Below are 26,732 nucleotides of genomic sequence, written 5' to 3'. Positions count from 1 at the left end.
CGCTGTCGGGGACAGGTGCGCACGTGTCCCCAAAACGGCGAGCATAACGGTTCGCCACGTTCAAAAATTCGAATATTTTCGGCGACTTATTCAATCTTTCAGATGGCTACATCCCGTTGGATAAAATTCGAAAATCTGAACTTTTTAAATGTCAGAATATAAATAAAATACCCCCTTTCCAGCCATGGCACGCTTATTGCTAAAAATGGAAACGGCCGGTTAATAAGATCGACGTCCCGGGGCCTGGCTCCGCTTTAGAAACCGCGGCCTGCGCTGAAGGGGGACTCGAGAAGGAGGTGATCGATCCGGGAGAAAGAACCACTATTGGGGGAAAAGGGGCATTCCGTTTTCCATCCATGAGAAAGGGGGAAAGAAAGAATGGGTAAGAAAGTAGCGATTTTAGCGGTGTTCCTGCTCGCGATCGCCAGCTTCGGGCTCGCTCAGCAGGTCAACGCCAAGCTCTTCGGCGTCGTCAGCGATTCCGAAGGCAATCCGCTGCCCGGGGTGAGCGTCATCGCGACGTCTCCCAAGATGGTCGGCCAGGCCACCGCCGTGTCCGACTCGACGGGCACGTTCCGCCTCATGGGCCTGGTGCCCGGCACCTACAAGGTCGTCTTCTCGCTCCAGGGCTTCCAGACCCTCGTCCGCGAGGGCATCATCGTCAGCCTGGAGCAGACGATCACGCTTCATGAGACCCTGCAGGTCGGGACGCTGGCGGAGCAGATCACGGTCGTCGGCAAATCGCCCTTGATCGACGTCAAGAGCACGGTCAAGGGGATGACGATGACCAAGGAGGTCTTCGACAACCTGCCCAAGGGCCGCGACTTCGATTCGCTGATCACGGCCATCCCCGGCGTTTCCAACGAGAGCATCATCGGCGGCACGTCGGTCGACGGCGCGTCGGGCCTGGAGAACGTCTATTACATCGACGGCACCGACGTCACGGACATCGTCTACGGCGACCGCGCCCAGGGCGCGGCCTTCGAGTTCGTCGACGAGGTCCAGGTCAAGGCCTCCGGGTATCAGGCCGAATTCGGCGGCTCGCTGGGCGGCGTCGTCAGCGTCATCACCCGCTCCGGCGGCAACGAGTTCCACGGCGAGGTGGTCGGCTACTACAGCGGGTCTCCGCTCCGCGACAAGTACCGCGAGACGCTGGAGCTCAACCTGGCCGACGACTCGGTCGCGACCTATTACCCGTACGAGGTCCTGACCGGGCGGAACCGGGACAACCGGTTCGAGGTCGGCGCTAGCCTGGGCGGCTATATCATCAAGGATAAGCTCTGGTTCTTCGGGTCGTTCCTGCCGGTGTTCTACGGTAACACCCGGACCGTCAACTACACCAGCGACGGCGTCACGGTCGATGCCACGAGGGACTGGTTCCGTAGACAGACGAACATCAACTTCAACGCCAAGCTGACCTCCCAGCCCTTCAAGAACGTGCGCCTCTCCGCCTCGTTCGTCAACAACTGGTACGAGTACAAGGGCGACCTGTCGAACGCGTACGGCGACCCCAACCCGACCGTTTCCTACGACGACTACGGCTTCACCTATCCCAACTACTCGGCCAGCGCCACGGCCGACATCACCCTGACCAACAACCTCTTCGTGTCGCTCCGCGGCGGGTATTTCATGACCAACCAGAACAATCAGCTCGTGGCGCCCACCACGCCCTGCTTCCAGTTCCTGACCGAAGCGCCCGGCGGCTACTTCCGGACGACCAACATCGGCCTGGTCGGGCTGGACGGGACCCCGGTCCCGGTGGAATACCAGAGGCCGACCGGCTACTATAACTACGCCCGGGCCAACTCGCCGGTCGTGAACAAATCCCTCAACGAGAAGTACAGCGTCAACGCCGACCTGACCTACTACCTCACGGCCGGCGGCGAGCACGCCTTCAAGATCGGCGCACAGTGGGTCCGCCAGGGTCAGAACTACGACGCCACGGCGAACTATCCCGTGCTCTTCTTCGGCTGGAATCGCGACTTCGTCGCCTACAGCGTCAACTATGGCCGCGGCAACTACGGCTACTACGGCGTCCGCGGCAACGACGTGACCGGTCCCTACGGCGATTTCTACGACGCCTACAGCAACCGCTGGGCCCTCTACATCCAGGATTCCTGGACGATCAAGGACCGGTTCACGATCAACCTGGGCCTGCGCACCGAGTCCGAGTACATCCCCTCCTACGCCACGGGCAATCCGGAGTTCGAGAACATCAAGGCGGTCAAGTTCGGCTTCGGCGACAAGCTGGCGCCGCGCTTCGGCTTCGTCTATGACGTTTTCGGCGACTCGACCCTCAAGGTCTTCGGATCGCTGGGCTGGTTCTACGACGTCATGAAGCTGCAGATGGCGGCCGGCTCCTACGGCGGCTTCAAGTGGAAAAGCACCTACTACAAGCTCGACACGTACGAGTGGGACAAGATCGGCGTCGACGGCTACTTCCCGGGCGATTTCCTCCTGCCGGCCCCGTACACCTTCGATTTCCGGCCGGTCTCGTTCGACTCGACCGATCCCGGCATGAAGCCGATGAGCATGCGGGAGATCAGCCTCGGCGTCGAGAAGAAGCTGATGACGGACCTGTCGGTGTCGCTCCGGTTCGTCAACAAGCACCTGCTCTGGGCCATCGAGGACATCGGCGTCCTGCTCCCCGAGGGCGAGTTCTACTACACGACCAATCCCGGCGGGGCCTTCATCAAGGAGAAGTACGCCGCCGCCCGGGCCGCGGGGCTGATCCCGGCCAACGCCCCGGATTGCCCGAAGGCCACGAGGAACTACTACGGCGTCAACTTCGCCGTTGACAAGAGGTTCTCCAACGCCTGGATGGCCGGCTTCTCCTACACCTGGAGCCGGCTGTGGGGCAACTACAACGGCCTGGCCTCGGGCGACGAATACGGCCGCACCGACCCGAACACCGAACGGTACTTCGACCTCTGGTACCTGGCCTTCGACCGGAACCTCAAGCCTGTCGACGGCGTCCTGCCCGGCGACCGGACGCATTACTTCAAGGCCTACGGTTCCTACACGCTCCCGTTCGGCCTGACCGCGGGGCTCATCGTCAACGCCTATTCGGGCCTGGCGACCTCCACGGAATGGGCCCTGGACGTCCAGGGCTACCTGCCCAACGGACGGAACGATCTGGGCCGGTCGCCGTTCACGCTCTTCGCCAACGCCTACCTGGCCTACCAGTTCAAGGTCGGGAAGAACAGCTTCGAGGTCAACCTGAACGTCGACAACGTGACCAACACGAAGACGGCCCAGCGGATCTACGCCATCTATAACCAGGGCACGGTCACGGTCCCCGAAGATGTCATCGCTTCCGGCTCCGGCTGGGACATCAATGATTACTCCCCCGTTCTCGATCCCCGGTTCAAGCAGAAAATGAACTTCTACGGGCCGATCAGCGCCCGCGTCGGGCTCCGGTTCTCGTTCTAGAGCGCACGACCGATGATGCGCCAAGGCCCGCCCCCGCGTCCGCGGGGGCGGGCCTTCCTTTTCGCTTATTTCCCGGCCAGCCGCTGCTCCAGGTCCTTCTTGAAGGCCGGATTGACCTTGACGCCGTTCTTCTCGGCCTGGTTGAGGAAGTCGAGGGCCTGTTGATAGTGACCGGCGGCGAAATAGATGCTGGCCAGGTTGTTGTAGGCGGCCCCGTGCCCGGGATCGAGACGGACCGTTTCCTGGTACTCGCGGGCGGCGTCGGCGAACTTCTTCATTTTGAACAGGATGTTGCCGTGGATATAATGATAGACGGCGGGCAGGCCCATCGTTTGGGGCACCGGGTTCTCGAGCTGCCGGTCGATCTGGGCGATGAGGTTCTTGTCCTGCTGCATCCGGCCCTCGGCGGCCGCCGTGGCCGACACGGTGGATTCCGACCGCGGCTGGCCCCGGAGCACGGCGACCTCATCTTCGGCGGCCCGGATGCTCTCCTCGAGCTTGGCCTTCTGTTCCCGGAGATCGTTCATCATCTCCTGGTGGGTGAAGCTGTAGAGCTGGCCGATCTCGGTGAACGAGCGCTCGGCTCCCTCGATCGAGGCCAGGGCGGGGCCGAGATCGCCCCGCCGGAGCTCGATCTGGGCCCGCAGGTACTGGGCGTCGGGATTCTTGGGGAACATCTCCAGGCAGTCCCGGATCTTGGCTTCGGCCTGGTCGAATTTCCCCTTGGCGAACAGAGCCTTGGCTTGCTCGAGCTTGGCGTTGGACGCCTTGTACTTCTGGACCATGGCCCGTTCGTCCTGTTTGAACCCGATCTGAGCGGCTCCGGCTCCCGCGCCGACGATCGATGCGAACAGGAACACGACGACACCGGTTCTCAAAAGCATGTCCACCCCTCCTCAAGAAACCTGGATGGCCTGACGGCCGTCCCTATGGTAATCCCTAACTGGACCGGCGTCAAAGGGGGACGGAGCGGCGACTGGGAGGACGCATGAAACGGACGGAAGTGATCATCGGCATCGCGCTGCTGGCCTGCCTCGGCTTCGGCCTCGCCTCCGGCGGCCAAACCGCGAAGAAGGCGGGGGGCCTGCCGGAGCGCTATCGGACCTGGCTCGACGAGGAGGTCGTCTACATCATCACGCCGAAGGAGAAGGAGGTCTTCCTCCAGCTCACGACCGACCGGGAGCGGGAGCGCTTCATCGAGGCCTTCTGGAGGCAGCGCGACCCCGACCCGAACACGCCGGAGAACGAGTTCCAGAAGGAGCACTACCGGCGCATCGCCTACGCCGATCAGAACTTCGGGCGGGACACGCCCGGCCCCGGCTGGCGGACGCCCATGGGCCAGGTCTACATCACGCTCGGCATGCCGAACCAGATCGAACGGTACGAGAACACGACCGAGCTGCGGCCGACGATCCTCTGGTTCTACGACGGCATGGCCAAGCTCGGCCTGCCGAACACCTTCTACGTCGTCTTCTTCAAGAAGGACGGCGTGGGCGAATGGGTCCTCTACAGCCCCGTCAGCCACGGCCCCAGGGAGCTGATGGTCGACTCCTACGCCGACCCGACGGACGCCTACGCTGCCTTCAAGCAGCTCATGGCGATCGAGCCGGCCGTGGCCGGCGTGTCCCTGTCCCTGATCCCGTCCGAGAGCGGACAGATCACGCAGCCCTCGATCGCGTCCGAGATCCTCATCCAGGCCCAGATCCCCTCGGTGCCCCGGGAAAAGGTCAAGGACATCTACGCCGAGAAGTTCCTCAAGTACAAGGACTCCGTCGGCGTGGAGTACACGGCCAACTACGTCGACAACGATTTCGCCGTCCATGTCTTCCGCGACCCGTCGGGGATCGCGTTCGTCCACTATCTCATCGAGCCGTCCAAGCTTTCCTTCGAACGGCGCGGCGACCGATACGCGACGACGCTGCAGATCAACCTCCTCGTCTCCGACGACCGCGGCCGGGCCGTCCACCAGGGCGAACGCCTGCTGCCGATGGAGTTCAGCGGCGAGCAGATGGAGAATCTGAAGACGAAGCTCTTCAGCTTCCAGGACCTTTTCCCCCTGATCGAGGGCTCCTACAACCTGAGCGTCCTGGTCAAGAACGCGGCCTCCAAGGACTTCACGTCCGCCGAAGCCAAGATCACGATCACGCCTCCGGGCGGGCCCGAGATCGGCCCCCTGGTCCTGGCCAACCGGACGGTCGAGAACTCGTCCTATCAGGGCAAGAGCAAGCCTTATCTTTTCGGCGCCCGCCAGTTCGTGCTCTCGCCCCGGGCCGATTTCGCGCGGTCGGACACGCTTTATCTTTTCTGCCAGGCCCTCGGCCTCGGCCCGTCCTTGCGGCGATCGGGCGCCCTGCGGATCGCCGTCTCCGACGACAAGAAGGTCGTCTTCGAGACGCGCCGCTCCCTGGCCGAGACGGCCGGCTTGCCCGACGTCTTCGAGGCCGTGCCCCTCGCCTCCCTGGCCCCGGCCCTGTACACGGCCCGGGTCGAGGTCCTCGACCAGGCGGGCGCGACCGTGGCGTCGCGGGAAGCGGGATTCTACGTCTCGCACGCCGAAACGCTGCCGCGCCCCTTCGTCGTGTCCTACCCCCTGCCGCCGCCGGGCGATCCGGTCTACGACAACATGATCGGCAACCAGTACCTGGCGAGCGGCGCCCTGCCCGAAGCGGGGCGGTGGCTGGCGAAGGCCTTCAAGGCCTCGCCCGGATCGGCCAAGCTGGCCCTGGATTACTGCAAGTGGCTGCTGACGACAAAGGACTTCGCCGGCCTGCGGGCGATCGCCGAGCCGCTGTTCAAGGACAAGGCCCGGCACGAGTTCTCCGGGCTCCTCGGCCAGGCGGCCGAGGCCCAGGGTGATCCCGGCGCGGCCGTGATCTTCTACCAGGACTACCTGGCGGCCTACGGCTCGAACATCAACGTCATGAACTCGCTCGGCGATTGCTGCCTCAAGCTGGGCCGGACCGAGGAGGCGCTGGCGGTCTGGAAGAGATCGCTCGAGATCAGCCCCGGCCAGGACCGCATCAGGAAGCTGGTCGAGTCCCTGGAGAAGAGATCGCCGGCCGGAGCTCCTTCCTGAGCCTTTCGATGACGCCCCGGACCTCGTCGATGTCCTTGGCCTCGTCGCGGGGCGAGGCGCAGCGGACGTAACGCTCGAAGAGGCCGAGGGCCTCTTCCCTGCGGCCCATCCGGAGATAGGCCCGCCCGAGGTTGTAGAGGGCGTTCGCCAGCCCGGGGTCGAGCTCGAGGGACTTCTCCCAGGACTTCACGGCCTCATCGATCCGGCCCTGGCGGTACAGGACCGCGGCCAGGCCGTTGCGGGCCGAGGCCAGGTCGCCGTCCAGCGCGATGGCCGAGCCGTACTGGGCCGCCGCCTCGTCGTATCTCTTCAGGGCCAGGAGGGCGTTCGCCAGGTTGTTCGCGGCCATGGCGTCGTGCGGGTCGAGGGTCAGCGATCGCCGAAAGGCCGCGGCCGCGTCCTCTAGCCGTCCGCTCTTGTAGAGGCTGACCCCGAGATCGTTGTGGGTCTCGGCGGCGTCCGGGTCGAGGGCCAGGGCCCTCTCCAGGACGCGGATGGACTCCTCGAGCCGGCCGGCCTCCTGCAAGCAGAGGCCGAGATGGGCCAGGACCTGGCCGTTGACCAGGCCGCGGCCGACGGCCTCCTCCAGCATGCGGATGGCCTCGTCCCCCTTGTTCATCTTCGTCAGGTTGTAGGCGGCATGATCGTAGACGACGATGTCCCCGGGCTCGCGGCGCAGCAGGTCCCCGTAGATCGCCTCGGCCTCCTCGAGCCGGCCGGCCGCCGAGGCGTTCGCGGCCTCGTTGAAGAGGTTGTCGAGGCCGATCATCGTCTTGGGATCCGGCCGGGGTCCGCCGGCCGCGGCGGCGGCGCCGCCGACGACGTAGCCGAGGGCCCGGAGCTTCTCGCGGGCCTCTCGGCCTGGTCCCGGCCCCTGCGGCGGCCCGGCAGACCCCGCGGCCTGGCGCCGGACCTCGGCCTCCAGATCGCGGCGGAGCCGCCCGGCTACGTCCGGGCGCTTGTCCAGGAGATTCCGGGTCTCGCCGGGATCGGCCGCGACGTCGTAGAGCTCGGCGGCCGGGGCGTCGACGTATTTCCACGAGGGCGTGCGCAGGCCGCGGAGCGGAGCCCAGTTGCGGCCGAGGAGAGGGCTCATCGACTCGACGTAGATCGCGCGCCCCGCTTCCGTCCGTCCGGCGTCCGGGCGGGTCAGCAGCGGGACGAGCGACCGGCCGGGCAGGCCCTTCGGGGCCGGCCAGCCCAGGAGCTCGAGAACGGTCGGGAGGACGTCGACCAGGCCGGCCTGGGCCCCGACGGTCCGGCCTCCGGGCCGGATGCCCGGCCCGGCGACGATCAACGGAACGCGGAGCGTCGCGTCGTAGATGAAAATGCCGTGGGTCTTCTCCTCGTGATCTCCCAGCCCCTCGCCGTGATCGGAGGTCACCACGATCAGCGTGTCAGCCGTCCGCCCGGCCTCGTCGAGCGCCGCGAGGAGCCGGCCCAGGCAGGCATCCGCGTAGGCGATCTCGCCGTCGTACTCCCGGCCGGCGAAGTCCCTGTCGTAGGGGGGCGGCGGGTCGTAGGGCGCGTGCGGGTCGAAGTAGTGGGCCCAGAGGAAGAAGGGCTCCCGGCCGCGTCCACGGATCCATCGGCCGGCCCTCTCGCTGACATCCCCGCCGCGCCGCTCGACGAAGGCCAGGTCGCGGGCCTTGTTGCGGCTCCCGTAGAGGTCGTCGTAGAGGTCGAAGCCCCGGGCCAGCCCGAACCGCGAATCCAGGGGAAAAGCGCCCACGACGGCGGCCGTGGCGTAGCCCCGGGCGCGGGCCGCCTCGGCCAGGGTCGCCGGGCCCGGGCCGAGCCGCTGGCCGTTGTCGCGGACGCCGTGGGAAGCGGGCAGGAGGCCCGTGAACAGCGTGCAGTGGGAGGGCAGGGTGAGCGGGACGTGGCTGAACGCCTGGTCGAACCTGACCCCGCGCCGGGCCAGCCCGTCCAGCGCCGGCGTCCGGGCCTCCCTGTCACCGTAGGCCCCGACATGGTCGGCCCGCAGGGTGTCTATCGTGACGACGAGCAGGCTGAGCTTCGCCGGCGGGGCGGCGGCCGCCGCCACGGACGGGGAGAGGACGGTCGCGAGAAGACAAAGAAGGAAGACCGGGCCGAACTGGCGGAAATTCCCGCCCCGGCGTTCCAGGCATTCACCCACGTCATTAATATAGCAAAAGAAGGGGAACTCCCGCGAGTTCCCCTTCGAACCGTCGAAAACGCGCGTCAGCCGGCGCTCAGAACTTCCACTTCAGGCCGAGCCGCAGGATCCGCGGGGCGAGAATGGTGTAGACGCTGTGGAGCCCGCTGGTGACCTCCTGTTCCCAGTCCAGGGGCGTGTGGGCGTTGAGCGAGTTGAAGACGTCGGCCATGACCTCGAAGGTGCCGAGCTTCCTGGCGTTGAAGACCTTGCTGAGCCGCAGGTCCAGGATGGTCATGCTGGGGTAGCGATGGCTGCCGAACTTCTCGAACTCGACGTTGACCTCGCCCTGGTTCACCCCGTCGAAGAGAAGGTAGCGCTGGCTCGGCATGCCGGAGCGGAAGTTGAAGAAGCCGCCCACGGTGATGCCGAAGGGCAGCTCGTAGCTCCCGATGACTTTGACGATCCAGGGGCAGTCGTTCCAGGCGACGACGTCGTCCTCGAAGACACGGTTGTTGGGATCGTTGACGGCCGTGATCGGCAGCTTGACGTTGCTCCGCCCGTAGCTGACCGAGGCCTGGCCCAGCCAGTGGTGGGAGAATTTCTTCCGCAGGCTGAACTCCACGCCGCGGTAGGACTCCTTGTATCCGTTCCGGGTCGTCACGTAGTAGTCGATGGCGGCGAGCTTGTCCTCGTTGAGGCTGTAGGCGTTGACCGTGATGCCGTCGTCGGCCGTGCCGAGCTCGCCGTCGGGGCCGGGATCGGTGACCGGGACGGCCGCGTAATCCGTGACCGGGTCGACGGCCCGGTTGTAGGGGAAGAAGAGGCGCTTGGTCTCGCGGTAGAGGAAGTTGACGCTGGCGCCGATGTCGTTGGTCACCCGCCGCTCGAGGCCGAGGACGGCCTCGTTGATGTAGGGGGCCTTGAGGTGGGGGTCGATGGTGTACTTCGTGGCGATGTCGGTGTAGATGATCTCGCCGAGCTCGTCGGTCTGGGCTTCATGGTCGCTGTTGAAGTCGCCGAGCCAGTCGTAATCGACTTCCCAGTAGCTCGTGGCGATGACCCGGTAGGCGGGATCGTAGCTGACCTGGTAGGAATAGCGGGAGAGGTTGAACTTGAGGACCGTGGAACCGTCGTTGAACAGGTCGTAGGTCAGGCCGAGGCGGGGGTAGAGAACGTTCCAGTCGACGACGTTCTTCATCTTCGGGGACGACGTCGGCACGGCCTCGCCCGTCCGCTCGGTGTAGTAGTCGGTCCAGGCGTTGCCGGGGGCGCTGGTGGCGTCGTTGTGCATGTGGGTGCTGTCGAAGCGCAGGCCGAGGTTGACGGTCAGGTGCTTCTTGAGCGTGAAAATGTCCTGGAGGTAGACCGAATAGATGTCGTTGGTCTCGGCCCACTGGATCTGGCGCCAGGTCCAGACCTCGCGGGTCCCGGTCCGGTCCATGTTGCTGAAATAGAGCGTGTGGTTCCCCGGGAACTGCCGGTCCGTCTTGAAGGGCGTGTGCTGGTAGTCGAAGCCGACCTTGATCTCGTGGTCGCCGCCGAGGAAGTCGTCCTTGAAATAGTCCGCCGACGCCGTGAAGGAGAGCCGGTCGCTGTAGTACTTGGAATACTGGTAGTAGGCGTCCTGGTACATCCGCGGGTAGGGCGTGGAATAGCGGATCAGGACGGACGGCTTGCTCAGGTCCACGGACGACTGGGGGCCTTCCTGCCACCAGGTGTTGTAGTAGCCGAGCTTGAAGTTCAGGAGGAGGTTGGGGCTCAGCGTCCAGGTGTCCTCGCCGTGCAAGTACCAGGCCGGGCCCTTCTGGTCCCAGGTCACTTCCTCGGGACGGCGCGTGCCGGCGGCACGGTTGGGCTGGATCTTGTTGTCGAAATTGACCCAGACCATGACCCGGTTGTTCTTGGAGGTCTGCCCGGTCAGCTTGCCCGTCCAGTGGATGAGGTCCGTGTACTCGGTGCCCGGCTGGCCGTTGACCTCGTAGCCGATGATGAAGCGGTTGATCTCGGTCCGGCGGAAGGCCGTGTAGAACCAAAGCCGGTCCTTGACGATCGGTCCGCCGATGTCCCCGCCGTAATCGTCGTAGTACTTCGTCGGGTTCCCGGCCCCGGCGCTCTCGTAGTCCGGCGTATCCGGGACGTTGTTGGCCTGGATCCACTTCCAGTTGGGCTCGGCGTAGCCGCTGAGCCCGCCGCTGAACGTGTTGCCGCCGGACTTGGTGACCATGTTGAGGACGACGCCGCTCGACTGGGTGTCGACGGCGTGGGCGCCCGTCTCGATGGAGATCTCGGCGAACGAATCGAAGTCGAAGTACATGACCGAGGCCCCGTTCATGGCCGCGTCGGTCACCGTGATGCCGTCCAGGTTGTACTGGGTCTGGCTCCGGAGGGTGCCGTGGGAGTAGCCGCTGCTCTGCGAGCCGCTGGCGTTGCCGCCGACGTTCTGGGCGTTCATGACCATGCCCGGCGTCATCTCCATGAGGCTCCACGGATCGCGGGCGCTGGGCAGCTTCTGCAGCATGTCCGCCGTGAAGTTCGTGGAGATCGTGGCCGACTTGATGTCGACGACCGGCTTCTCGCCGACGACGGTCACGGTCTCCTGGATGGCCGCCGCCTCCAGCGCGGCGTTCACCGTGGTCGTGGCGCGCAGGGCCACGCTGACGTCGGTCTTGACGAGCGTCTTGAACCCGGTCAGCTCGAAGGTCACCCGGTAAGTCCCGATGGGCAGCAGGACGAACCTGTAGGTGCCGCTCGTTGAGGTGACGGCGGCCGCGGTCTCCCGGATAATGGCCGGGCTGGCGATGGTCACGCTCACGCCCGGCAGGGGATTGCCTTCCTGGTCCTGCACCCGGCCGGCGATGATGCCCGTTTGGGTGGAGTCCTGGGCCGCGAGAAGCCCGGCCGCGAGGAGGACGAGCAGGACGCCCAAACCTGTTTTGGCTTGTCTCACGATGGCCTCCTTTCGACGATGCGGATGATGAAGGGAAGGAGCCCTGACGTGATTATTCGGCGTTCGGTTATCCCCATTCCCCTCCCCCGCATGATAGGGCCGCTCCAAAGCCGATGTCAAGCCTTAACAATGGGGGACATGATTACCCGTTTCCTATTTTTTCCCCTGTAAAGAATTCGGGACATGATACCATTTTTTAGCTCTCCCTGGCCTGCCGATCAGGGCGTTTCGTCCGATCTTCAAGGCCTCCTTTCCAGTCTGCGCGATCCGCCGCCAGGCCCGCATCGCGACGGGTTTCGAAGGATCGGGAGCGAGAAAAGTGGGGGGGGCGGGGGACAGGCCGGGAGCGGAGTCCTCGAGGCGACCATCAGAAGCATGGCGGAGCGACACGGAATGGGGCCCCCGGAAAGAAGGGACCGCAAAAAAAGGGGGGCGGGTCGCCCCGCCCCCCGCTCAGATCTCAGGAAATAGGGGTATAAGTATCATGTCCCCTTTATTTGACGACGTTGCCGTCGGCATCGATGACTGAGATCTGCGAGAAGCCGAGCTCGCGGATCTTGGGCTCGATCTGGGCCCGGTCGCCGACGATGATCCAGACGACGCCCTCGGGATGGACGGTCTTCACCGCCGCCTTGGTCAGGTCGGCGATGGTCAGCTTCCGGACGAGTCCCGGATACTTCTGGTAGTAGTCGTCCGGGAGGCCGTACTCGACCATCTCCTCGAGCGATCCCAGGACGGCCCCCATGGTCTCCCACTGGCCGGGCAGCCCCAGGACGATGCTGTTCTTGGCGTTGGCGTACTCGTCCTGAGTGATGGGTTTCTTGCCCAGGATGCCCTCGAGCTCGCCCTTGATCTCGATCATGGTCTCCTTGGTCTTGTCGGACTGCACGGGCGCCAGGACCAGGAAGGGCCGCTGGCCGCGGGCGCCGGGGATGGCGCTCTGGGCGCCGTAACTCCAGTGCTTGTCCTCGCGGATGTTCATGTTGATGCGCGAGACGAAGTCGCCGCCGAGGATGGTGTTCATCGTCGTGATGGCGACGTTGTCCGGATCGGCCGACGAGGGCGCGGGGTGGCCGCAGACGACCATGGATTGGGGCGCGCCCGGCTTGTCCATGATGTAGACGACCGGCTTGGCCGCGATCGGGACGGCCGGGATCTTCTTCTCGGGCGTCCGTCCGGCCGCCCAGCCCTTGAAGAGCGCCTCGAGCTTGGGCTTGAGCTCGGCCATGGTCGTGTCGCCGACCACGATCAGCGTGGTTCCCGAGGGCTTGAACCAGGTCTCGTGGAACTTGACCAGGTCGGCCCGGGTGATCTTGGCCACGGTGTCGGCGTAACCGGAGCCGGAGAAGGGGATGGCGTAGGGGTGGCCGGCGCCGTAGACGAGCCTGGGGAAGACGCGCAGGGCCATGCCGAAGGGCGAGGCCTTCTCCTGGGCGATGCGGGCGATCTGCAGCTTCTGGAGGCGCTGGAAGTCCGCCTCCGGGAAGGAGGGGTTGAGGATGACGTCGGCGTAGATCGCGAGCGCCGGGTCGAGCTTGTCCTTGAGCGTTGTCAGGGAAACGGACGAGACGTCCAGGTTCGAGCCCGTGCCGAGGCTGGCCCCGAGCATGGCCAGCTCGTCGCTGATCTGGAGCGAGGTCCGCTTGGCCGTGCCTTCATCGAGCATGTTCATGGCCAGCGAGGCCGTGCCCGCGAGGCCGCCCTGGTCGGAGGCGTAGCCAGCGTCGAGCGTCAGGGCGAAATGGACGACGGGGATGTTGTGGCGCTCGGCCAGCAGGACCTTCAGCCCGTTCCCGAGCGTGGCCCGCTGGATGGCCGGGAACGTGACCTGAGGCGAAGGGCCGACCGCGGGCATGGTCTTCCGGTCGGCGCCGGACGTGTCGGCCTTGAGGGCCGGATACGGATGGACCTCGAGGATGTACACGCCGTCGGCGAGCCAGCGGTTGGCGCTTTCCTTGAGCGTCTCCGGCGTGGCGTCCTCGACGTGCTTCAGGGTTTTCTTGTAGGCGTCGGGCGAGCCGCCGTAGACCAGGCTCGAGGCCAGGATGTCGGACTTGCCGCCGAAGCCGCCGATCCGCTCGATGCCCTGGACGAAGCGGGCCCGGTACTGGATCTTGACCCGCTCGACCTCGGCCGCGGTCGGGCCCTCCTTGAGGAACCTGGCCATCTCTTCGTCGATGGCCTTCTCGACCAGGGCCAGATCGACGCCGGGCTTGGCGTCGGCCTGGATGGCGAACTGCCCGCCGATCTCGCGGGCGTTGATGTAGGCCCCGACGGCGCTGGCGATCTGGTCGTCATAGACCAGGCGCTTGTAGAGCCGGGAGGTCTTGCCGTCGGCCAGGATGGAGCTCGCGAGATCGAGCTTGTCGGCGCACTCGGTGCCCCAGCCCGGGACGTTCCAGAACTTGTAGATCCGGGCCTGGGCGACGCGGTCCTGGACGGACTCGCGGTGGGTCCCGGCCATCTTGGCGGTCCAGGCGGTGGGCCGGGCGACGGGAGGCGAGGGCGGGATGTCGCCGAAATACCTCTTGACCTTCTCGAGCGCCGTCTTGGCGTCGATGTCGCCGGCGATGGCGATGACGGCGTTGTTCGGGCCGTAGTAGGTCGAGAACCAGGTCTGGAAGTCCTCGAGCTTGCCGCTGTCGAGGTCCTGGATCGAGCCGCCGACGGACCAGGAGTAGGGGTGGCCCTGCGGATAGGTGCCCTTGCAGATTAGGTCCTCGGTGATGCCGAAGGGCTCGTTGTAGCTCTGGCGGAGCTCGTTCTGGACGACGCCCCGCTGCTCGTCGAGCTTGGCCTGGGTGATGGCGCCCTTGAGGTGCCCCATGCGGTCGGACTCCATCCACAGGACGAGGTCGAGGGCCGAGACCGGGACGTTCTCGAAATAGTTGGTCCGGTCCTCGTTGGTCGTGCCGTTGAGGTCGGTCGCCCCGACCTTCTGCATGGGCTTGAAGTAGTCGTCGTTGTAGTTCTCGCTGCCGTTGAACATCAGGTGCTCGAAGAGGTGGGCGAAGCCGGTCTTGCCGGGCTTCTCGTTCTTCGAGCCGACGTGGTACCAGACGTTGAAGGCGACGATCGGCGCCTTGTGGTCCTCGTGGACGATCAGGGTCAATCCGTTGTCGAGGACGAACTTCTGGTAGGGGATGTCGACCTTGGCCGTCTGGGCGGCCAGGAAGGGGGCGGCCAGGACGACCAGGCCGGCGGCCAGGGCCGCCACGGCGGCCCGACGGGACGGGGAACTGCGCATGAATGGCTCCTTTTCTTGAGGATGAATAGAATTATACGCCGAGATAAATATTACGGGAACGGGGCCGGCGAAGTTTCAACGATGCGGGACATGATACCCGTCCCTCTCGCGGCGGCGATGGGCGTTGCCTCGAAGATCCCCGTTGCCGGAGAGGGGGACCCGCGAAGCGGGGGGGGACCGTGCGAACTGGTTCCCAGGGGGGGGCCGGGGGGCAAAGGGCAATGCCCTGAGCAAAGCCGAAGAGAGGGATTATCCCGGAATCTGGAGAAGAACCCTTAGAAAGACATCGTGTCCTGCTTTTTCAACAGGCGGGAAAATAGGAAACGGGTATCATGTCCCTCATTTTACGAGGGAACGGCCGAGGGCGCAGGCCTCTTGCATCATGGCCTTGTTCCGCTTCGCGGCCCCGGCCCGGCCCCCGCCGCAGTGGATCATCCCGACGATCGGAGAGTCCAGAAAGGCAAAGGCGTCCTGGAACGAGCGCATGGCGTTGAGCGCGCCCGATTCCCGGAGGCCGGCGGTCCCCGAAGCGAGGATGATGCCGACGCGCTTGCCCTTGAGGTCGCGGTACTTCCCGGCGCCGAAGGCGTAGAGCCGGTCCATGAACAGCTTGGCCTGGCCGCTCATCGTGAACCAGTAGACCGGCGAGGCGATGAGCAGGGCGCCGGCGGCCTTGATGTCGCCGTGAAGGGCCGTCAGGTCGTCGGCCTGGACGCAGCCGCGGGCCCCCGGCTTGTGACACGCCTCGCAGGCGAGGCAGGGCGCGAGCTTCATCCGGGCCAGGCGGACCACCTGGACGTCGGCCCCGGCCTCCTCGGCGCCGCGCGCGGCCTCGGCGGCCAGCACCGCGCTGTTGCCCCGGGCCCGGGGACTGGCCATCACGACCATAACCTTCTTCGCTTTCGCCATGGTGATCACCTTGCGGCGGACGGCATCCCGTCCGGATCGAACGGCGGCATCAGCCTGGTCGTCTCGAAGCGGATCTTCTCCCAGACGGCCAGGTCCATGCCGCAGAAGACGTCGACGACCTCGGGATCGAACTGCCGGCCGGCGTTCTTCTGAAGCTCGCGGCGGGCGGCCCTGAAGTCCCTTGGCGCGCGATAGGGGCGGTGGGAGGTGACGGCGTCGAGCGTGTCGGCCACGGCGAAGATCCGCGCCTCGATCGGGATGGCCTTCCCCTTGAGACCCTTGGGATAGCCCGAGCCGTCGTAGTGCTCGTGATGGCACAGGATGATGGCGCCGACCTCGCGGACGAGCTTGACGTCCCTCACCAGGCCGTAGCCCAGGGCGGGATGGCGCCTGATGATCTCCCATTCCTTCGGGGCCAGCGGTCCGGGCTTCTTGAGGATGGAGTCGGGGATGGCCATCTTGCCGGCGTCGTGGAGCAGGGCGCCCTTGCGGATGCTGTCGAGAGCCTCCGGATCGCTGATGCCGGCTGCCTCGGCCAGCACGTGGCTGTAGCGGGCCACGGTCTTGGAATGGCCGTACGTCTCGACGTCCCGCAGGTCGAGGGCGGCCATGAAGTTCTCGAGGGTGGTGTCGTAGGCTTCCTCGAGCTCCCGGGCCTTGCGCAGGTGCCGGGCCAGCTCCTTCTTCATCCGGCGCATTTCGGAGGCGTCGGGCGCCTCGGGCAGGCTCGTCCGGGCATCGACGTCGATGCCGCGTTCGGACAAAAATGCGCAAATCTCCGCCCGTTTTTTGTCATCCTTGACGACCAGCAGGACCCCGTCTTCCTTCATTTAGGTTTTCTTATACCCCTTTTCATTTTCGTGTTCAAGTTCGGCCAAATTTTCTTGACAATCCGGCGACCGAATCTTCATAATAGGCGCGCTAAGGTTGAAGGAGCGGCTATGGAACACGACCCGAACATTTTCAGGGATTCGTCTCAAGTCATCCAGGAAGTCGAAGAGCAGCTCGAGCGCATCCTCCAGAAGAAGTTCCGCGACGTCGACTCCGATCTCATCGAGCGCATCAACCGCGAAAAGGAAGCCGCCCGCCTGCGCAAGGAAGAGATCGAGCGCGACTTCGAGAAGGAGAAATCTTCCCTCAACGATTACCGGACCATGGTCCGCGATTTCGAGGAGCAGCGGGCCGGCCTGCTCAACGAGGCCCGCGATCGCTTCCAGAAGGTCCTGAAGTTCCAGGCCGAGATCGACGCCCTGGCCAAGTCCACGGTCGAGGAGATCAAGCGGGTCAACGAGATCCAGGACCATCTCGAGGCTATCCGGCAGCAGACCTCCGAGCGGGCCGCCTTCCTCAAGAACGACCTGCGCGAGCGCTTCGGCATCGTCGCCGAGGTCATCGACGAGGAGCCGTCGAAGGCCGCCGGGTTCGATCTCGACGACGAGCTCGAGAAGCTGCGAAAGATCAAGGACCTCCTGGCCATCGAGTCCGCCGCCGCCAATCTCGGGCGGCTGGGCGGGCAGCCCTTCGCCGAGGAGGACCTGGCCCGGATGGACGCCGACGCGCGCCGGGCCGTGCCCGACATCCCCCGCATCCCCGACCTGATCTCCGGGGCGCCGGCCGCCGAAAAGCCGGAAGCCCCCGCCGCGGCGCCGGTGCCCGCGCCCGAACCGGAACCCGTTCCGGTCGAGGCCGCCCCCGCGCCTGAGCCCGAACCGGAACCCGCTCCGGCCCCTGCGCCCGCGCCCAAGATCACCGGCGGCGTCGCCGAGGAAGAGGTCGAGGCCTGTATCGAAAGCTACCGGCGCACCGAGCCGGCCAACGGCCTGGGCGAGATCCACTATTTTCAGAAGGACCGGACGCCCATCGCCGATCCGGAGAAGCTGCTGTCGACCGTCGACCGGACGCTCGAAGAAGGCCAGCGCCTGTCGGTCCGGCTCGGCCAGACAGAATCGCCCAAGGACCAGTTCTTCATCAAGCAGGAGCTCATCAACTGGCAGGAGGGCCTGCGGGCGCTCTTCCTGCGCGTCGTCCGGATGTGCGAGAAGGACGCCTGGGTGCTGCCCCGCTACACGGAAGCCGTCCTCAATCCCCAGGTCCTGCGCCGGCTGCTCGAGCGGCTGAGCATGGAGAACTGGAGCAACCTCGAGGAGTTCGCCGCGTTCGCGGCCTACGTGGGCGAGATCCGCAAGGCTTTCCAGGCCCGCGTCACGCCGCGGCTGCCCTACCTGCTGGCGCTCCGGGACGAGATCGAGGAAGGCTAGAGCGCGTCCCTCTTCCGGAAGTGGGAGAGATAGCTCTCCAGGCTCCGGATCTCCTTGAACGTCAGGCTCTCGAACTTGATCCCCGAGTAGTAGAGGCCCGCGTCGCCGCCGCCCTTTTCGGAATAGACGACCGTGCTCCGGATGGGCGTGGCCGTGTCCTCGATGATCAGGATGGTTTCGAGCGAGATCCCCCCGGCGACGGGAGCGTCGGAAACGATGCGCGCCCCCTCGAGGCTGATGTTGACCGTCTTGGCGACCCGGAAGCCGCCCTCTTCGCGGACGAGGAAGGGCGTCGAGACGTTGAAGCGCTCGTACTTGCGCTTCTCGCGGAAGCTCGGGGCGGTTCGGCCCGCGATCTCGCATTCGCCCAGGTCCTGCGAGGCGAAGGAGCAGACCCGGTTCTTGTTGGCCGGCGCCTCGCCGGGCTCGCGGGGCTTGAGGTCGGGTCGGCGCTTGCCCTTGGCCTCGGCCAGGGCCAGGTCGGCCTCGCCGGCCAGGCGCTTGATCTCCTTCTTGGTCAGCGGGGCGGGCTCGCCGCCGGCCTCCTTCGGAAAGACCGTGACGCCGAAAGACATGGTCAGGTTGCCGCGCGGCTGGAACTCCTGGAGCTCGAAGTAGTGGTCCTCGACGTTCTTGCGGATGCGCTCCGTTAGCTGGGCCGCCTCCTCCACGCCCTTGACGCCCATCAGGAAGAACAGGAACTCCTCGCCGCCGTAGCGGCAGATGACGTCCTCCTCGCGGATGGCCAGCTTGAGCACGTGGCCGAGCTCGCGCAGCAGCCGGTTGCCGGCCTCCTGCCCGTTCCGGTCGTTGTAGGCCTTGAACCAGTCGACGTCGCCCATGACCAGGGCCATGGCGCCTTCCTCGCGGCGGCGCTTGCTCAGGGCGTTGACCTTCTGGAGGACCCGTTCGAAGAAGGGCTCGGGCCGCAGCAGCCCGGTCAGGGGGTCGTACTGGATGAGATTGAGCTTGGCCATGGCGATGGCCATGTGGTCCGACAGCCCGCGCAGGGTCTGCTGGTCCTCGCGGCTGAAGCCTTCGGCGACGAGCTGGCCGCCGGCGGTCTTGTTGGTGACCTCCAGGACGCCGATGACCCGCGGCCCCTGCATGATCGGCACGCCGAGCAAGCTCTTCGGGGCGGCCTTGAGCAGCGAGGTGTAGCGCTTGCTCAGGCGCCGGTCATAGGCCAGGCTGGCGATGCTGATGTCGTGGCCGAACCGGGCCACCGAGGCGGCGAAATCCTGGGACTCGAGCGGGGCGATGTACCTGGAGAAGTCCGAGTGGATCAGGAAGGTGTTGTCCCAGACCAGGGGCTTGAGGTAGCGGCCGATGACCTCGTTCTCCTCCAGGAGGTAGACCGAGACGCTGGCGGCCCGGACGATGTCCCGGATGTCGGGGACGATGTCGAGCAGGCTGCTGACGTCGTCGGCCCCGTAGATCCGGCGCAGGATGGATTCGAACTGCCGGCGCTCCTTCTGCGAGCCGACGTAGCGGGCCTCGATGGCCAGGCGCTTCTCGACCTCGTGCAGGAAGCCGGCGTTGAGCAGCCCCTTGATCTCGCTGATCTCGCCGAGCACGTCCTTGACCTTGACCTCCTGGAGGCCGAGGGAGCGCCGCAGGTCGGCCGCCTCGGTTTTGAGCCGGGCGATTTCGACGACCCGGCCGAGGGCCCGGAGGAAGGGGATCTCTCGCGGCGCGGCGGGGGAGGTCAGGCAGACGTCGATGTCGACGGCGGCCGGCCAGCCTTCGGCCGCGCGCGCCAGATCCTCTTCGGCCGCCCCGGTGATGAGGACGCCGGTCGGCGGCCGGACCATGGAGCGGAGGGAGAGCGAAGCGGCAAAGGCCGCGTCGACGACCGCGGCCGCGACGCCGCCCGCGGCGAGATCGGGCAAGGCCGCTTCCGGGTCGGTCTGCGTCGTGACCGGGCCGTGCTTCTGGGCCAGGCGGGCCAGGCGCTCGGCTTCCGCAGAAGACGGATGGATTACGACAATACGCTTCTGGATCATAGCCCTCGCTGCGTCTTTCTTGCGAAAGAGCCGCGTCCTCTTCCTTTTCCTCCCATTATTTACAACAGAAGGCGGCCCGGGTCAACCGCTTTTTTCCGGTTTTGAAAGGCCCGCCGGGCTGTGGTATATTTTTCGCAGATAACGCCGCAGAGGAGACAAAATATGGCCAAGCCTGCCTCCGAGCCGATCCTGAATATCCGGGCCCCGAGGGGTTCCCGCCTGACGACCAAGGGCTGGTCGCAGGAAGGCGCCCTGCGGATGCTCATGAACAACCTCGACCCGCAGGTGGCCGAGAAGCCGGCCGAGCTCATCGTCTACGGGGGCACCGGCAAGGCCGCCCGCAGCTGGGAGGCCTACCGGGCCATCGTGGCCAGCCTGAAGAAGCTCGAGAACGACGAGACGCTCGTCGTCCAGTCGGGCAAGCCGGTGGCCGTGTTCAGGACCCACGCCGAAGCGCCCCGGGTCCTCATCTCCAACGCCATGATCGTCCCCAAGTGGGCCACCTGGGACGAGTTCCGGCGCCTCGAGGCCCTGGGCCTGACCATGTACGGCCAGATGACGGCCGGCAGCTGGATCTACATCGGCACCCAGGGCATCCTCCAGGGCACGTACGAGACGCTGGCGGCCGCGGCCCGGAAGCACTTCGGCGGCTCGCTCAAGGGCCGGCTGACGCTGACGGCCGGGCTCGGCGGCATGGGCGGGGCCCAGCCGCTGGCCGTGACCATGAACGACGGCGTGGCCATCGTCGTCGAGGTCGACCGGCGCCGCATCGAGCGGCGCCTCCAGACGCGCTACGTCGATACGATGACGGACAGCCTGGACGAGGCCCTGAAGCTGGCCAACGAGGCCATGCGCAGGGGCGCGCCCCTGTCGATGGCCCTGCTCGGTAACGCCGCCGACGTCCTGCCCGAGTTCGTGCGCCGCGGCATCACGCCGGACGTGCTGACCGACCAGACCTCGGCCCACGACGAGCTCAACGGCTACGTCCCGAACGGCCTGCCGTACGAGGAGGCGATCGCGCTGCGGACGAAAGACCCCGCCGACTACATCCGGCGCTCGTACGCGGCCATGGCCGCCCACGTCGAGGCCATGCTCGAGCTCAAGAAGCGCGGCGCCCGGACCTTCGACTACGGCAACAACATCCGCGGCCAGGCCCAGAAGGCCGGGGTGGCCGACGCCTTCGACATCCCCGGGTTCGTGCCCGAGTACATCCGGCCGCTCTTCTGCGTCGGCAAGGGGCCGTTCCGCTGGGCGGCGCTGTCGGGCAAGCCGCAGGACATCTACGCCACGGACGAGGCCGTGCTCAAGGAGTTCCCCGAGGACGAGGCCCTGGCGCGGTGGATCCGCAAGGCCCGGGAGCAGGTCAAGTTCCAGGGGCTGCCGTCGCGCATCTGCTGGCTCGGCTACGGCGAGCGGGCCCGCTTCGGCGCGGTCATCAACCGGCTGGTGCGGACGGGCAAGATCTCGGCGCCGGTCGTCATCGGCCGGGACCACCTCGACACGGGATCGGTCGCCTCGCCCAACCGCGAGACCGAGGGCATGCGCGACGGCTCGGACGCCATCGCCGACTGGCCCATCCTCAACGCCCTGCTCAACGCGGTCAACGGCGCCTCATGGGTGTCCGTTCACCACGGCGGCGGCGTGGGCATCGGGCTGTCGATCCACGCCGGGATGGTCACGGTGGCCGACGGCACGGCGGCGATGGGGCGGCGCCTGGAGCGCGTCCTGACGGCCGACCCGGGGCTTGGCGTCGCGCGGCACGCCGACGCGGGCTACCCGGAAGCCGTCGCCTGCGCCAGGAAGAACGGCATCAAGATCCCGATGATGAAGTAGCCGGGCGGGGGCCCGCCGGGGACGCGCGCAAGCGAACCTCTCTCCGGCTTTGCGCGCGATATGTCTCTTGCTCCCCGTCCGGCGCGGAGCGGACTCTGGGGAGCGGAGGTCAGAATCACGGCCGAGTCGCTCCGCCATGCTTCTGATGGTCGCTCCGAAGACTCCGCTCCCTGCCGGTGACCGTCCTTCCTTTCTTTTTTCCGCGATCGTCAACCCGCGTTGCCAGGGCGCGCCCGACCCGGTTTCTATCCTCTTCTTTTTCAAAGGATTGTATCTCCAGATTAAGGCCAGGCAGTGGCATGCGCCTTGCTATATAAGGGGCGAAAGGAGAGAGCCCATGAAGAAGCTGGCGATCTTGGCCCTGGCCGGCCTGATCCTGCTCACGGCGAGCGCGCCCTTCGCTTCGGCCGACGTGAACAATCAGACCGACTGCAACTCCAACCACGTGAAGTGCCGGGAGTACGTCTTCACGATCGACGCGCCCTGGTACAAGATGGCGCTGTTGCTCACCGCCTGCGACGTCGCCTTCGGCAAGTGCATGCTGAGCATCTGAGCGCGGCGGCCGAAGCGGGTCCCCGGTGGTGGGGGCCCGCCTCGGACCGGCGGACGGGGGGACCGGGATGATCGTGACAAGACGCGGAGCGGCGGCGGCCGTTTCGGCCGCCGCCGTCGTTCTGGCCGTCGCGGGAGGAGCGGCCTTCGCCGGCGCGAAAGCGGGGAGCGGACCCGGCGCCGCGGCGGGGGGGCCGGCCGGCCTGTCCGGGCCGGGGGTGGCCCGCCGGAAGGCGGTCGAGATCGGGCGGGCCGCGAACGGCGAGGAAGCGGCCGTGCTCGGGCGGCCCCTGGCCCTGGCCTGGGGAGGCGACCGCCTTTATATCGCCGACGGGCTGGATTGCGCCGTCAAGGTCTTTTCGCGGGACGGCCGGTTCCTGCGATCCTTCGGGCGCAAGGGCGCGGGACCGGGCGAACTGTCGTTGCCGTCGGGCCTGGCCGTCGCGGGCGGCGCGGTCGCCGTCGCCGACAAGCTTAATTTCCGGATCCAGACGTTCGACGGCGACGGGAAGCTCCTCGGCGGCTTCAAAGTCCCTTTCCCGCCGGACCGGGTCTATCACCTGGGGAAAGGACGGCTCCTCGTCACCGCCAACCCCGCCGGCAAGCGGCCGGACGAGCGGCTCCTGCACGCTTTCGACGCGACCGGCCGCGAGGTCTGGACGGCGCTCGACGCCTCGAGGTCGTCCGATCCGGCCCTCGACGCCTTCCGGAACATGATCCTCATCTGTCCGGGCGCCGAAGACGACTTTTATGTCGTCCGCCGGATCGCGGAGCGGACCATCCGCCGCTTCTCGGCGTCGGGGGCTACGCTCGGGGAGATCCCGGTCGACGAACGGCATGCCTTCAGATCCCTGGACATCCCTTCCCTCCGGGGCGCGATCAGGCTCGAGGGCTTCTGCTGGGCCGCGGCCTATGACGGCGGGCGCTTCTATCTCTCGGCCCCCGATCCCCTGGACGGCCGGGACCTCGGACCGGGCCGGACGGTCTCGGTCGTCGACGGGCAGGGCGGTCTCCTGGCCGTGGTCGAGCTGGCCTGCCCCGTTCATCGCTTCCTTGTCGTCGGGGGCCGCATGTTCGCCGTCGACGACGAGGGCGAGCTGCGCATCTTCGAGGTCGGGCGATGAGCCCGGTCCTGCCTTTCGTCGCGGCGGCCGCGCTCGTCGCGGCCGGGCTCCAGGCCCCGGCCGCGGGGCCGTCCACGGCCCGCATCTGCTCCAGCCTCGACGAGGCGGCTCCGCCCGGGACGGGCGCTGTTCTCCTGGTCTTCTTCTCGATCGAGTGCCCGGTCTGCTACGAGGAGCTCTTCGAGACTCGCTATCTCGTCGACCGGGGGGGCTGGCCCGTCGCCGTCGTCGGCGTCGCCCTGGCTCTCCGCGACGACCTCCAGGTTTTCCTCGACAAGCACGCCTGGACCGCGCCGGTGGTCCTCGACCGGCGCAAGACCCTCTTCCGGAAATACAAGGTGGATGCCGTTCCCTACAGGGCGCTGCTCCTGGGAACGGAGGCGGTCTACCGGGACGATCCCTACCTCGGACCGGACGCCCGCCGGAAGGAGCTCGTCCGATGCCTGACCCGGCGCTTCTCGCGCTGACCTGGCGGGCCGCCCGCCGCGGCCTTCTGGCCTCGCCGCCAGTCGTCGCGGCCGGGCTGGCCTTCCCGGCCCTCATCGTCTGGACGGGCCTCCACGAATCCTACGGGACCGCGGCCAGGCTCTTTTTCTTCCTCCTGCCCCATCTCTTTCTCGTCGGCTGCCAGGACGCCGTGCGCACCGAGGTCGAGAGCGGGGCCATGGAGAGCGTCCTCTTCCTCGGCGGCCGGTTCCGCGGCTACCTCGGCCTCAAGAGCCTCGTCGTCGCCGCCGTCATCGCGGCTTACGCCGGCCTGCTCTTCGGCCTGCTGGCGGGCTGGGGCGCGGCGGCCGGCGGCTTCGACGCGGCCTTCGTCCTCCGCTTCGGCCTGGCCCTCCTAGCCGGGCTTTATTACGTCGCGGCCGCCGGCGTGCTGAGCCATTTCCTCAGGGGCGGGGCGAGCGTGCTGGTCCTGCTGCTGGCCCAGGCCGCGGCCGTGATCGCGCTCATCCTGTCGACGACGGCGCGGACGGGGCTGGTCGACTACGCGGCCGCGGGCCGCTTCCCCGGACCTGGCGCCGCGCTCCGGTTCGGCGCGCTCGTCGCCGTCCTGCCGAACATCGTCGTGTCGGGGCGGCTTCCCGTCTTCGCCGCCGGCATCCTGGCCGGTCTCGGCCTGGCCGCTTTTGCCCGATACAGGCTCGTCGCGGCCCTCGAGCTCCGGAAATAGGACTGGTTCATGATCGAAGCGCACAAGCTGGTCAAGAAGTACGGCCGGGTCGAGGCCCTGCGGGACGTCAGCTTCAAGACCCGGAGGGGCACGATCACGGCCATGCTCGGCGAGAACGGGGCCGGCAAGACGACCACCCTGAAGATCGTGCTGGGCTTCCTTCGGGCCGATTCTGGCACCGTGGCCGTCGGCCCGGGCCGGGTCGGCTACGTTCCCGACCGGCCGGCCTTCCTGGCCGGTCTCGACGGCTGGGCTCTCCTCGGGCTGTCCCGGGAACGCCATGACCGCGGCGGGGGCAACGGCCGGGATTTCGGCGCCTCCGTCCTGGCGGCGTCCCGGAGCCTGCTCTTCGATCCGGCGCTCCTGCGGCGCAAGCCCGGCTCCTACTCGGCGGGCAACGCCAAGAAGTTCGCCTACCTCCAGAGCCTTGTCCTCGGGCCGGACCTCCTCGTCGCCGACGAGCCCTATTCGGCCCTCGACCCGCCGTCGGTCAAATGCGTCCGCGACATCTTCTGCGGCCTTCGTGACGCCGGGAAGACCATCCTCCTCAGCTCCCACATGCTGGCCGAGATGGAGAGGATCGCCGACGGCTTCGTCGTCCTCCGCCGCGGCGAGACCATCGCCCATGCCGGGCTCCGGGAATGGCGGCTGCTGCGCGCGGCCAGAAGCGGGCCGGACCTCGAATCCGTGTTCCTCCGCCTGGCCGGCCCGTGAAGCATGGTCCCTGGCGCGATCCCGGGACAGCCCGGGGGCCGTCCCGGCGGACCGGGCCGCTCAGATGACCGTGCCGTCGGGGATGACCGCGTCCTTGGGGACGACGATGATGCCGTCGACGATGGAGCAGCTCTCGGCCGACGCGGCGGCGGCGCCGGCGGCGTTGACCAGCCGGACGCCGCGGCCGATGCGGGCGTTCTTGTCGATGATGGCGTCGCGGATCTCGCAGCCGCTGCCGATGCCGATGTCGGGCACGTTCCGGCCGCGGTTCCGGGCCATGTCCTCGCGGGACTCGTAATAGTCCGCCCCCATGACGACGGTCCGCTCCAGCCTGGCGTTCTCGCCGATGCGCGAGCGGATGCCGATGATCGCGTTGCGGATGTACGAGCGGTTGACGATGCTGCCCTCGCAGAGGACGGCGTCCCGGACGTCGGAGGCGACGATCTTGGAGCCGGGCAGGAACCGCGGCTGGGTGAAGACGGGCCGCTCCTCGTCGTAGAAATCGAAGCGGGGGAGCGGCCGGGTCAGGTCCATGTGGGCCTCGAAGAAGCTGCGGATGGTCCCGATGTCCTCCCGGTAGCCGTCGAAGAAGTGGCCGAAGACCCGGCGCGCGCCGATGGCCTGTGGGATGACCTCCCTGCCGAAGTCCTTGGCGCCGGTGCGGGCCAGGATGTCGCGCAGGACGTCCTGGCTGAAGAGGTAGACGCCCATGGAGGCGAGGTGGGTCCGGCCCCGGGCCGGCGTGCCGAAGCGCTCGAAGACCGACTCGTCGACCCGCAGGCGCTCGACCTCGGCCGGGTCCCGGGGCTTCTCCCGGAACTCGGTGATGCGGCCGCGGCCGTCGACCTTCATGATCCCGAAGTCGCCGGCCTGGCCGGCCCCGATGGGCGTCACGCCGATGCTGATCTCGGCGCCCGAGGCCGCGTGGAACTCGGCGAACTTCCGGTAATCCATCCGGTAGAGGTGGTCGCCGGAGAGGACGAGGACAAGAGCCCCGAGGTCCTTGATGTAATCGAGGTTCTGGCGGACGGCGTCGGCCGTGCCCTGGTACCAGTTCCGGTTCTCGAAAGTCTGCTGGGCCGAGAGCAGGGTGATGAAGTCGCGGTGGAAGCCGTCGAAGCGGTAGGTCGTGAAGATATGGCGGTGCAGGGACTCCGTGGCGAACTGGGTCAGGACGAAGATGCTGCTGACGTTCGAGTGTATGCAGTTGGAGATGGAGACGTCGATCAGGCGGAAGCGCCCGGCCAGCGGCACGGCCGGCTTGCTCCGGACCTTGGTCAAAGGGTAGAGCCGGCTGCCCTGGCCCCCGGCCATGATGATGCCGACCATGTCCATGCT

At 66.8% G+C, this 26,732-nt stretch carries 17 protein-coding genes; 9 read left to right on the top strand and 8 right to left on the bottom strand.

Translation table 11 applies throughout. The annotated features are described in order from the left end of the window. Positions 1-378: 378 nt before the first annotated feature. Positions 379-3,432 carry a TonB-dependent receptor gene (locus ABFD52_09540; GenBank protein ID MEN6561004.1) on the top strand — a complete coding sequence of 1,018 codons (3,054 nt, stop codon included), beginning with the start codon at positions 379-381 and terminating at the stop codon, positions 3,430-3,432. Between the two features lie 65 nt (positions 3,433-3,497). Here ABFD52_09540 and ABFD52_09535 read toward each other — a convergent pair whose 3' ends face one another. After that, entirely contained in the window at positions 3,498-4,316 is an 819-nt protein-coding gene (locus tag ABFD52_09535) for a tetratricopeptide repeat protein (GenBank protein MEN6561003.1), read from the bottom strand. A 104-nt stretch (positions 4,317-4,420) separates the two neighbouring features. On the opposite strand from ABFD52_09535, the gene ABFD52_09530 reads away from it, so the two are divergent. Further along, complete coding sequence (locus ABFD52_09530) at positions 4,421-6,508, top strand: GWxTD domain-containing protein (protein MEN6561002.1); 2,088 nt, start codon at positions 4,421-4,423, stop codon at positions 6,506-6,508. Here the strand turns inward: ABFD52_09530 and ABFD52_09525 are convergent. The 5 genes from ABFD52_09525 to ABFD52_09505 all read right to left on the bottom strand — a co-directional run bounded on the left by ABFD52_09525 (position 6,453) and on the right by ABFD52_09505 (position 16,563). Further along, a complete protein-coding gene (locus ABFD52_09525) occupies positions 6,453-8,648 on the bottom strand; it encodes a sulfatase-like hydrolase/transferase (protein MEN6561001.1) in 2,196 nt (731 codons plus the stop codon). The two genes, ABFD52_09530 and ABFD52_09525, sit on opposite strands and share 56 nt — an antisense overlap. A gap of 76 nt (positions 8,649-8,724) precedes the next feature. Beyond that, positions 8,725-11,577: a TonB-dependent receptor gene (locus ABFD52_09520; GenBank protein MEN6561000.1), complete on the bottom strand. Its 2,853-nt coding sequence runs from the start codon at positions 11,575-11,577 to the stop codon at positions 8,725-8,727. Between the two features lie 493 nt (positions 11,578-12,070). After that, a complete protein-coding gene (locus ABFD52_09515; GenBank protein ID MEN6560999.1) occupies positions 12,071-14,824 on the bottom strand; it encodes a pitrilysin family protein in 2,754 nt (917 codons plus the stop codon). Positions 14,825-15,163: 339 nt separating this feature from the next. Then, positions 15,164-15,733 carry a flavodoxin family protein gene (locus ABFD52_09510; protein ID MEN6560998.1) on the bottom strand — a complete coding sequence of 190 codons (570 nt, stop codon included), beginning with the start codon at positions 15,731-15,733 and terminating at the stop codon, positions 15,164-15,166. Positions 15,734-15,738: 5 nt separating this feature from the next. Further along, positions 15,739-16,563, bottom strand: coding sequence for an HD domain-containing phosphohydrolase (locus ABFD52_09505; GenBank protein MEN6560997.1), 825 nt, complete (start codon positions 16,561-16,563; stop codon positions 15,739-15,741). 111 nt (positions 16,564-16,674) lie between these two features. Here ABFD52_09505 and ABFD52_09500 point away from each other — a divergent pair, with 111 nt between their 5' ends. After that, positions 16,675-17,991, top strand: coding sequence for a hypothetical protein (locus ABFD52_09500; protein MEN6560996.1), 1,317 nt, complete (start codon positions 16,675-16,677; stop codon positions 17,989-17,991). On the opposite strand, the gene ABFD52_09495 is transcribed toward ABFD52_09500, so the two are convergent. Beyond that, entirely contained in the window at positions 17,988-19,997 is a 2,010-nt protein-coding gene (locus ABFD52_09495) for a diguanylate cyclase (protein ID MEN6560995.1), read from the bottom strand. The two genes, ABFD52_09500 and ABFD52_09495, sit on opposite strands and share 4 nt — an antisense overlap. A 162-nt stretch (positions 19,998-20,159) precedes the next feature. Between ABFD52_09495 and hutU the strand changes: the two genes are divergently transcribed. From hutU to ABFD52_09465, 6 genes are all read left to right on the top strand, one after another. Beyond that, positions 20,160-21,830, top strand: coding sequence for a urocanate hydratase (hutU, locus tag ABFD52_09490; protein MEN6560994.1), 1,671 nt, complete (start codon positions 20,160-20,162; stop codon positions 21,828-21,830). 337 nt (positions 21,831-22,167) lie between these two features. After that, entirely contained in the window at positions 22,168-22,383 is a 216-nt protein-coding gene (locus ABFD52_09485) for a hypothetical protein (GenBank protein MEN6560993.1), read from the top strand. A 67-nt stretch (positions 22,384-22,450) separates the two neighbouring features. Continuing rightward, on the top strand, positions 22,451-23,506 hold the full coding sequence (locus ABFD52_09480; GenBank protein ID MEN6560992.1) for a 6-bladed beta-propeller: 1,056 nt from the start codon (positions 22,451-22,453) through the stop codon (positions 23,504-23,506). Next, complete coding sequence (locus ABFD52_09475; protein ID MEN6560991.1) at positions 23,503-23,973, top strand: redoxin domain-containing protein; 471 nt, start codon at positions 23,503-23,505, stop codon at positions 23,971-23,973. The genes ABFD52_09480 and ABFD52_09475 overlap by 4 nt, the downstream gene beginning before the upstream one ends. Beyond that, the gene (locus tag ABFD52_09470) at positions 23,946-24,680 is read left to right on the top strand and encodes a hypothetical protein (protein MEN6560990.1); all 735 of its coding nucleotides are present in this window, start codon (positions 23,946-23,948) and stop codon (positions 24,678-24,680) included. The genes ABFD52_09475 and ABFD52_09470 overlap by 28 nt, the downstream gene beginning before the upstream one ends. Before the next feature lie 9 nt (positions 24,681-24,689). After that, positions 24,690-25,394 carry an ATP-binding cassette domain-containing protein gene (locus tag ABFD52_09465; GenBank protein ID MEN6560989.1) on the top strand — a complete coding sequence of 235 codons (705 nt, stop codon included), beginning with the start codon at positions 24,690-24,692 and terminating at the stop codon, positions 25,392-25,394. 60 nt (positions 25,395-25,454) lie between these two features. Here ABFD52_09465 and ABFD52_09460 read toward each other — a convergent pair whose 3' ends face one another. Then, entirely contained in the window at positions 25,455-26,729 is a 1,275-nt protein-coding gene (locus ABFD52_09460; protein MEN6560988.1) for a glucose-1-phosphate adenylyltransferase, read from the bottom strand. Positions 26,730-26,732 lie beyond the last annotated feature (3 nt).

This window comes from Acidobacteriota bacterium (assembly GCA_039683095.1).
Classification (GTDB): Bacteria; Acidobacteriota; Aminicenantia; order Aminicenantales; family Saccharicenantaceae; genus RBG-16-66-30.
Note: the sequence above shows the minus strand (reverse complement) of the source record. Positions and strands in the feature narration are given on the sequence as shown.

What these genes read in the sequence shown, in the direction of transcription:
- ABFD52_09540 (MEN6561004.1), top strand. Translation starts at nt 379, where the DNA reads ATGGGTAAGAAAGTAGCGATTTTAGCGGTGTTCCTGCTCGCGATCGCC.
- ABFD52_09535 (MEN6561003.1), bottom strand. Translation starts at nt 4,316, where the DNA reads ATGCTTTTGAGAACCGGTGTCGTCGTGTTCCTGTTCGCATCGATCGTC.
- ABFD52_09530 (MEN6561002.1), top strand. Translation starts at nt 4,421, where the DNA reads ATGAAACGGACGGAAGTGATCATCGGCATCGCGCTGCTGGCCTGCCTC.
- ABFD52_09515 (MEN6560999.1), bottom strand. Translation starts at nt 14,824, where the DNA reads ATGCGCAGTTCCCCGTCCCGTCGGGCCGCCGTGGCGGCCCTGGCCGCC.
- ABFD52_09510 (MEN6560998.1), bottom strand. Translation starts at nt 15,733, where the DNA reads ATGGCGAAAGCGAAGAAGGTTATGGTCGTGATGGCCAGTCCCCGGGCC.
- ABFD52_09505 (MEN6560997.1), bottom strand. Translation starts at nt 16,563, where the DNA reads ATGAAGGAAGACGGGGTCCTGCTGGTCGTCAAGGATGACAAAAAACGG.
- ABFD52_09500 (MEN6560996.1), top strand. Translation starts at nt 16,675, where the DNA reads ATGGAACACGACCCGAACATTTTCAGGGATTCGTCTCAAGTCATCCAG.
- ABFD52_09495 (MEN6560995.1), bottom strand. Translation starts at nt 19,997, where the DNA reads ATGATCCAGAAGCGTATTGTCGTAATCCATCCGTCTTCTGCGGAAGCC.
- hutU (MEN6560994.1), top strand. Translation starts at nt 20,160, where the DNA reads ATGGCCAAGCCTGCCTCCGAGCCGATCCTGAATATCCGGGCCCCGAGG.
- ABFD52_09485 (MEN6560993.1), top strand. Translation starts at nt 22,168, where the DNA reads ATGAAGAAGCTGGCGATCTTGGCCCTGGCCGGCCTGATCCTGCTCACG.
- ABFD52_09480 (MEN6560992.1), top strand. Translation starts at nt 22,451, where the DNA reads ATGATCGTGACAAGACGCGGAGCGGCGGCGGCCGTTTCGGCCGCCGCC.
- ABFD52_09475 (MEN6560991.1), top strand. Translation starts at nt 23,503, where the DNA reads ATGAGCCCGGTCCTGCCTTTCGTCGCGGCGGCCGCGCTCGTCGCGGCC.
- ABFD52_09470 (MEN6560990.1), top strand. Translation starts at nt 23,946, where the DNA reads ATGCCTGACCCGGCGCTTCTCGCGCTGACCTGGCGGGCCGCCCGCCGC.
- ABFD52_09465 (MEN6560989.1), top strand. Translation starts at nt 24,690, where the DNA reads ATGATCGAAGCGCACAAGCTGGTCAAGAAGTACGGCCGGGTCGAGGCC.
- ABFD52_09460 (MEN6560988.1), bottom strand. Translation starts at nt 26,729, where the DNA reads ATGGACATGGTCGGCATCATCATGGCCGGGGGCCAGGGCAGCCGGCTC.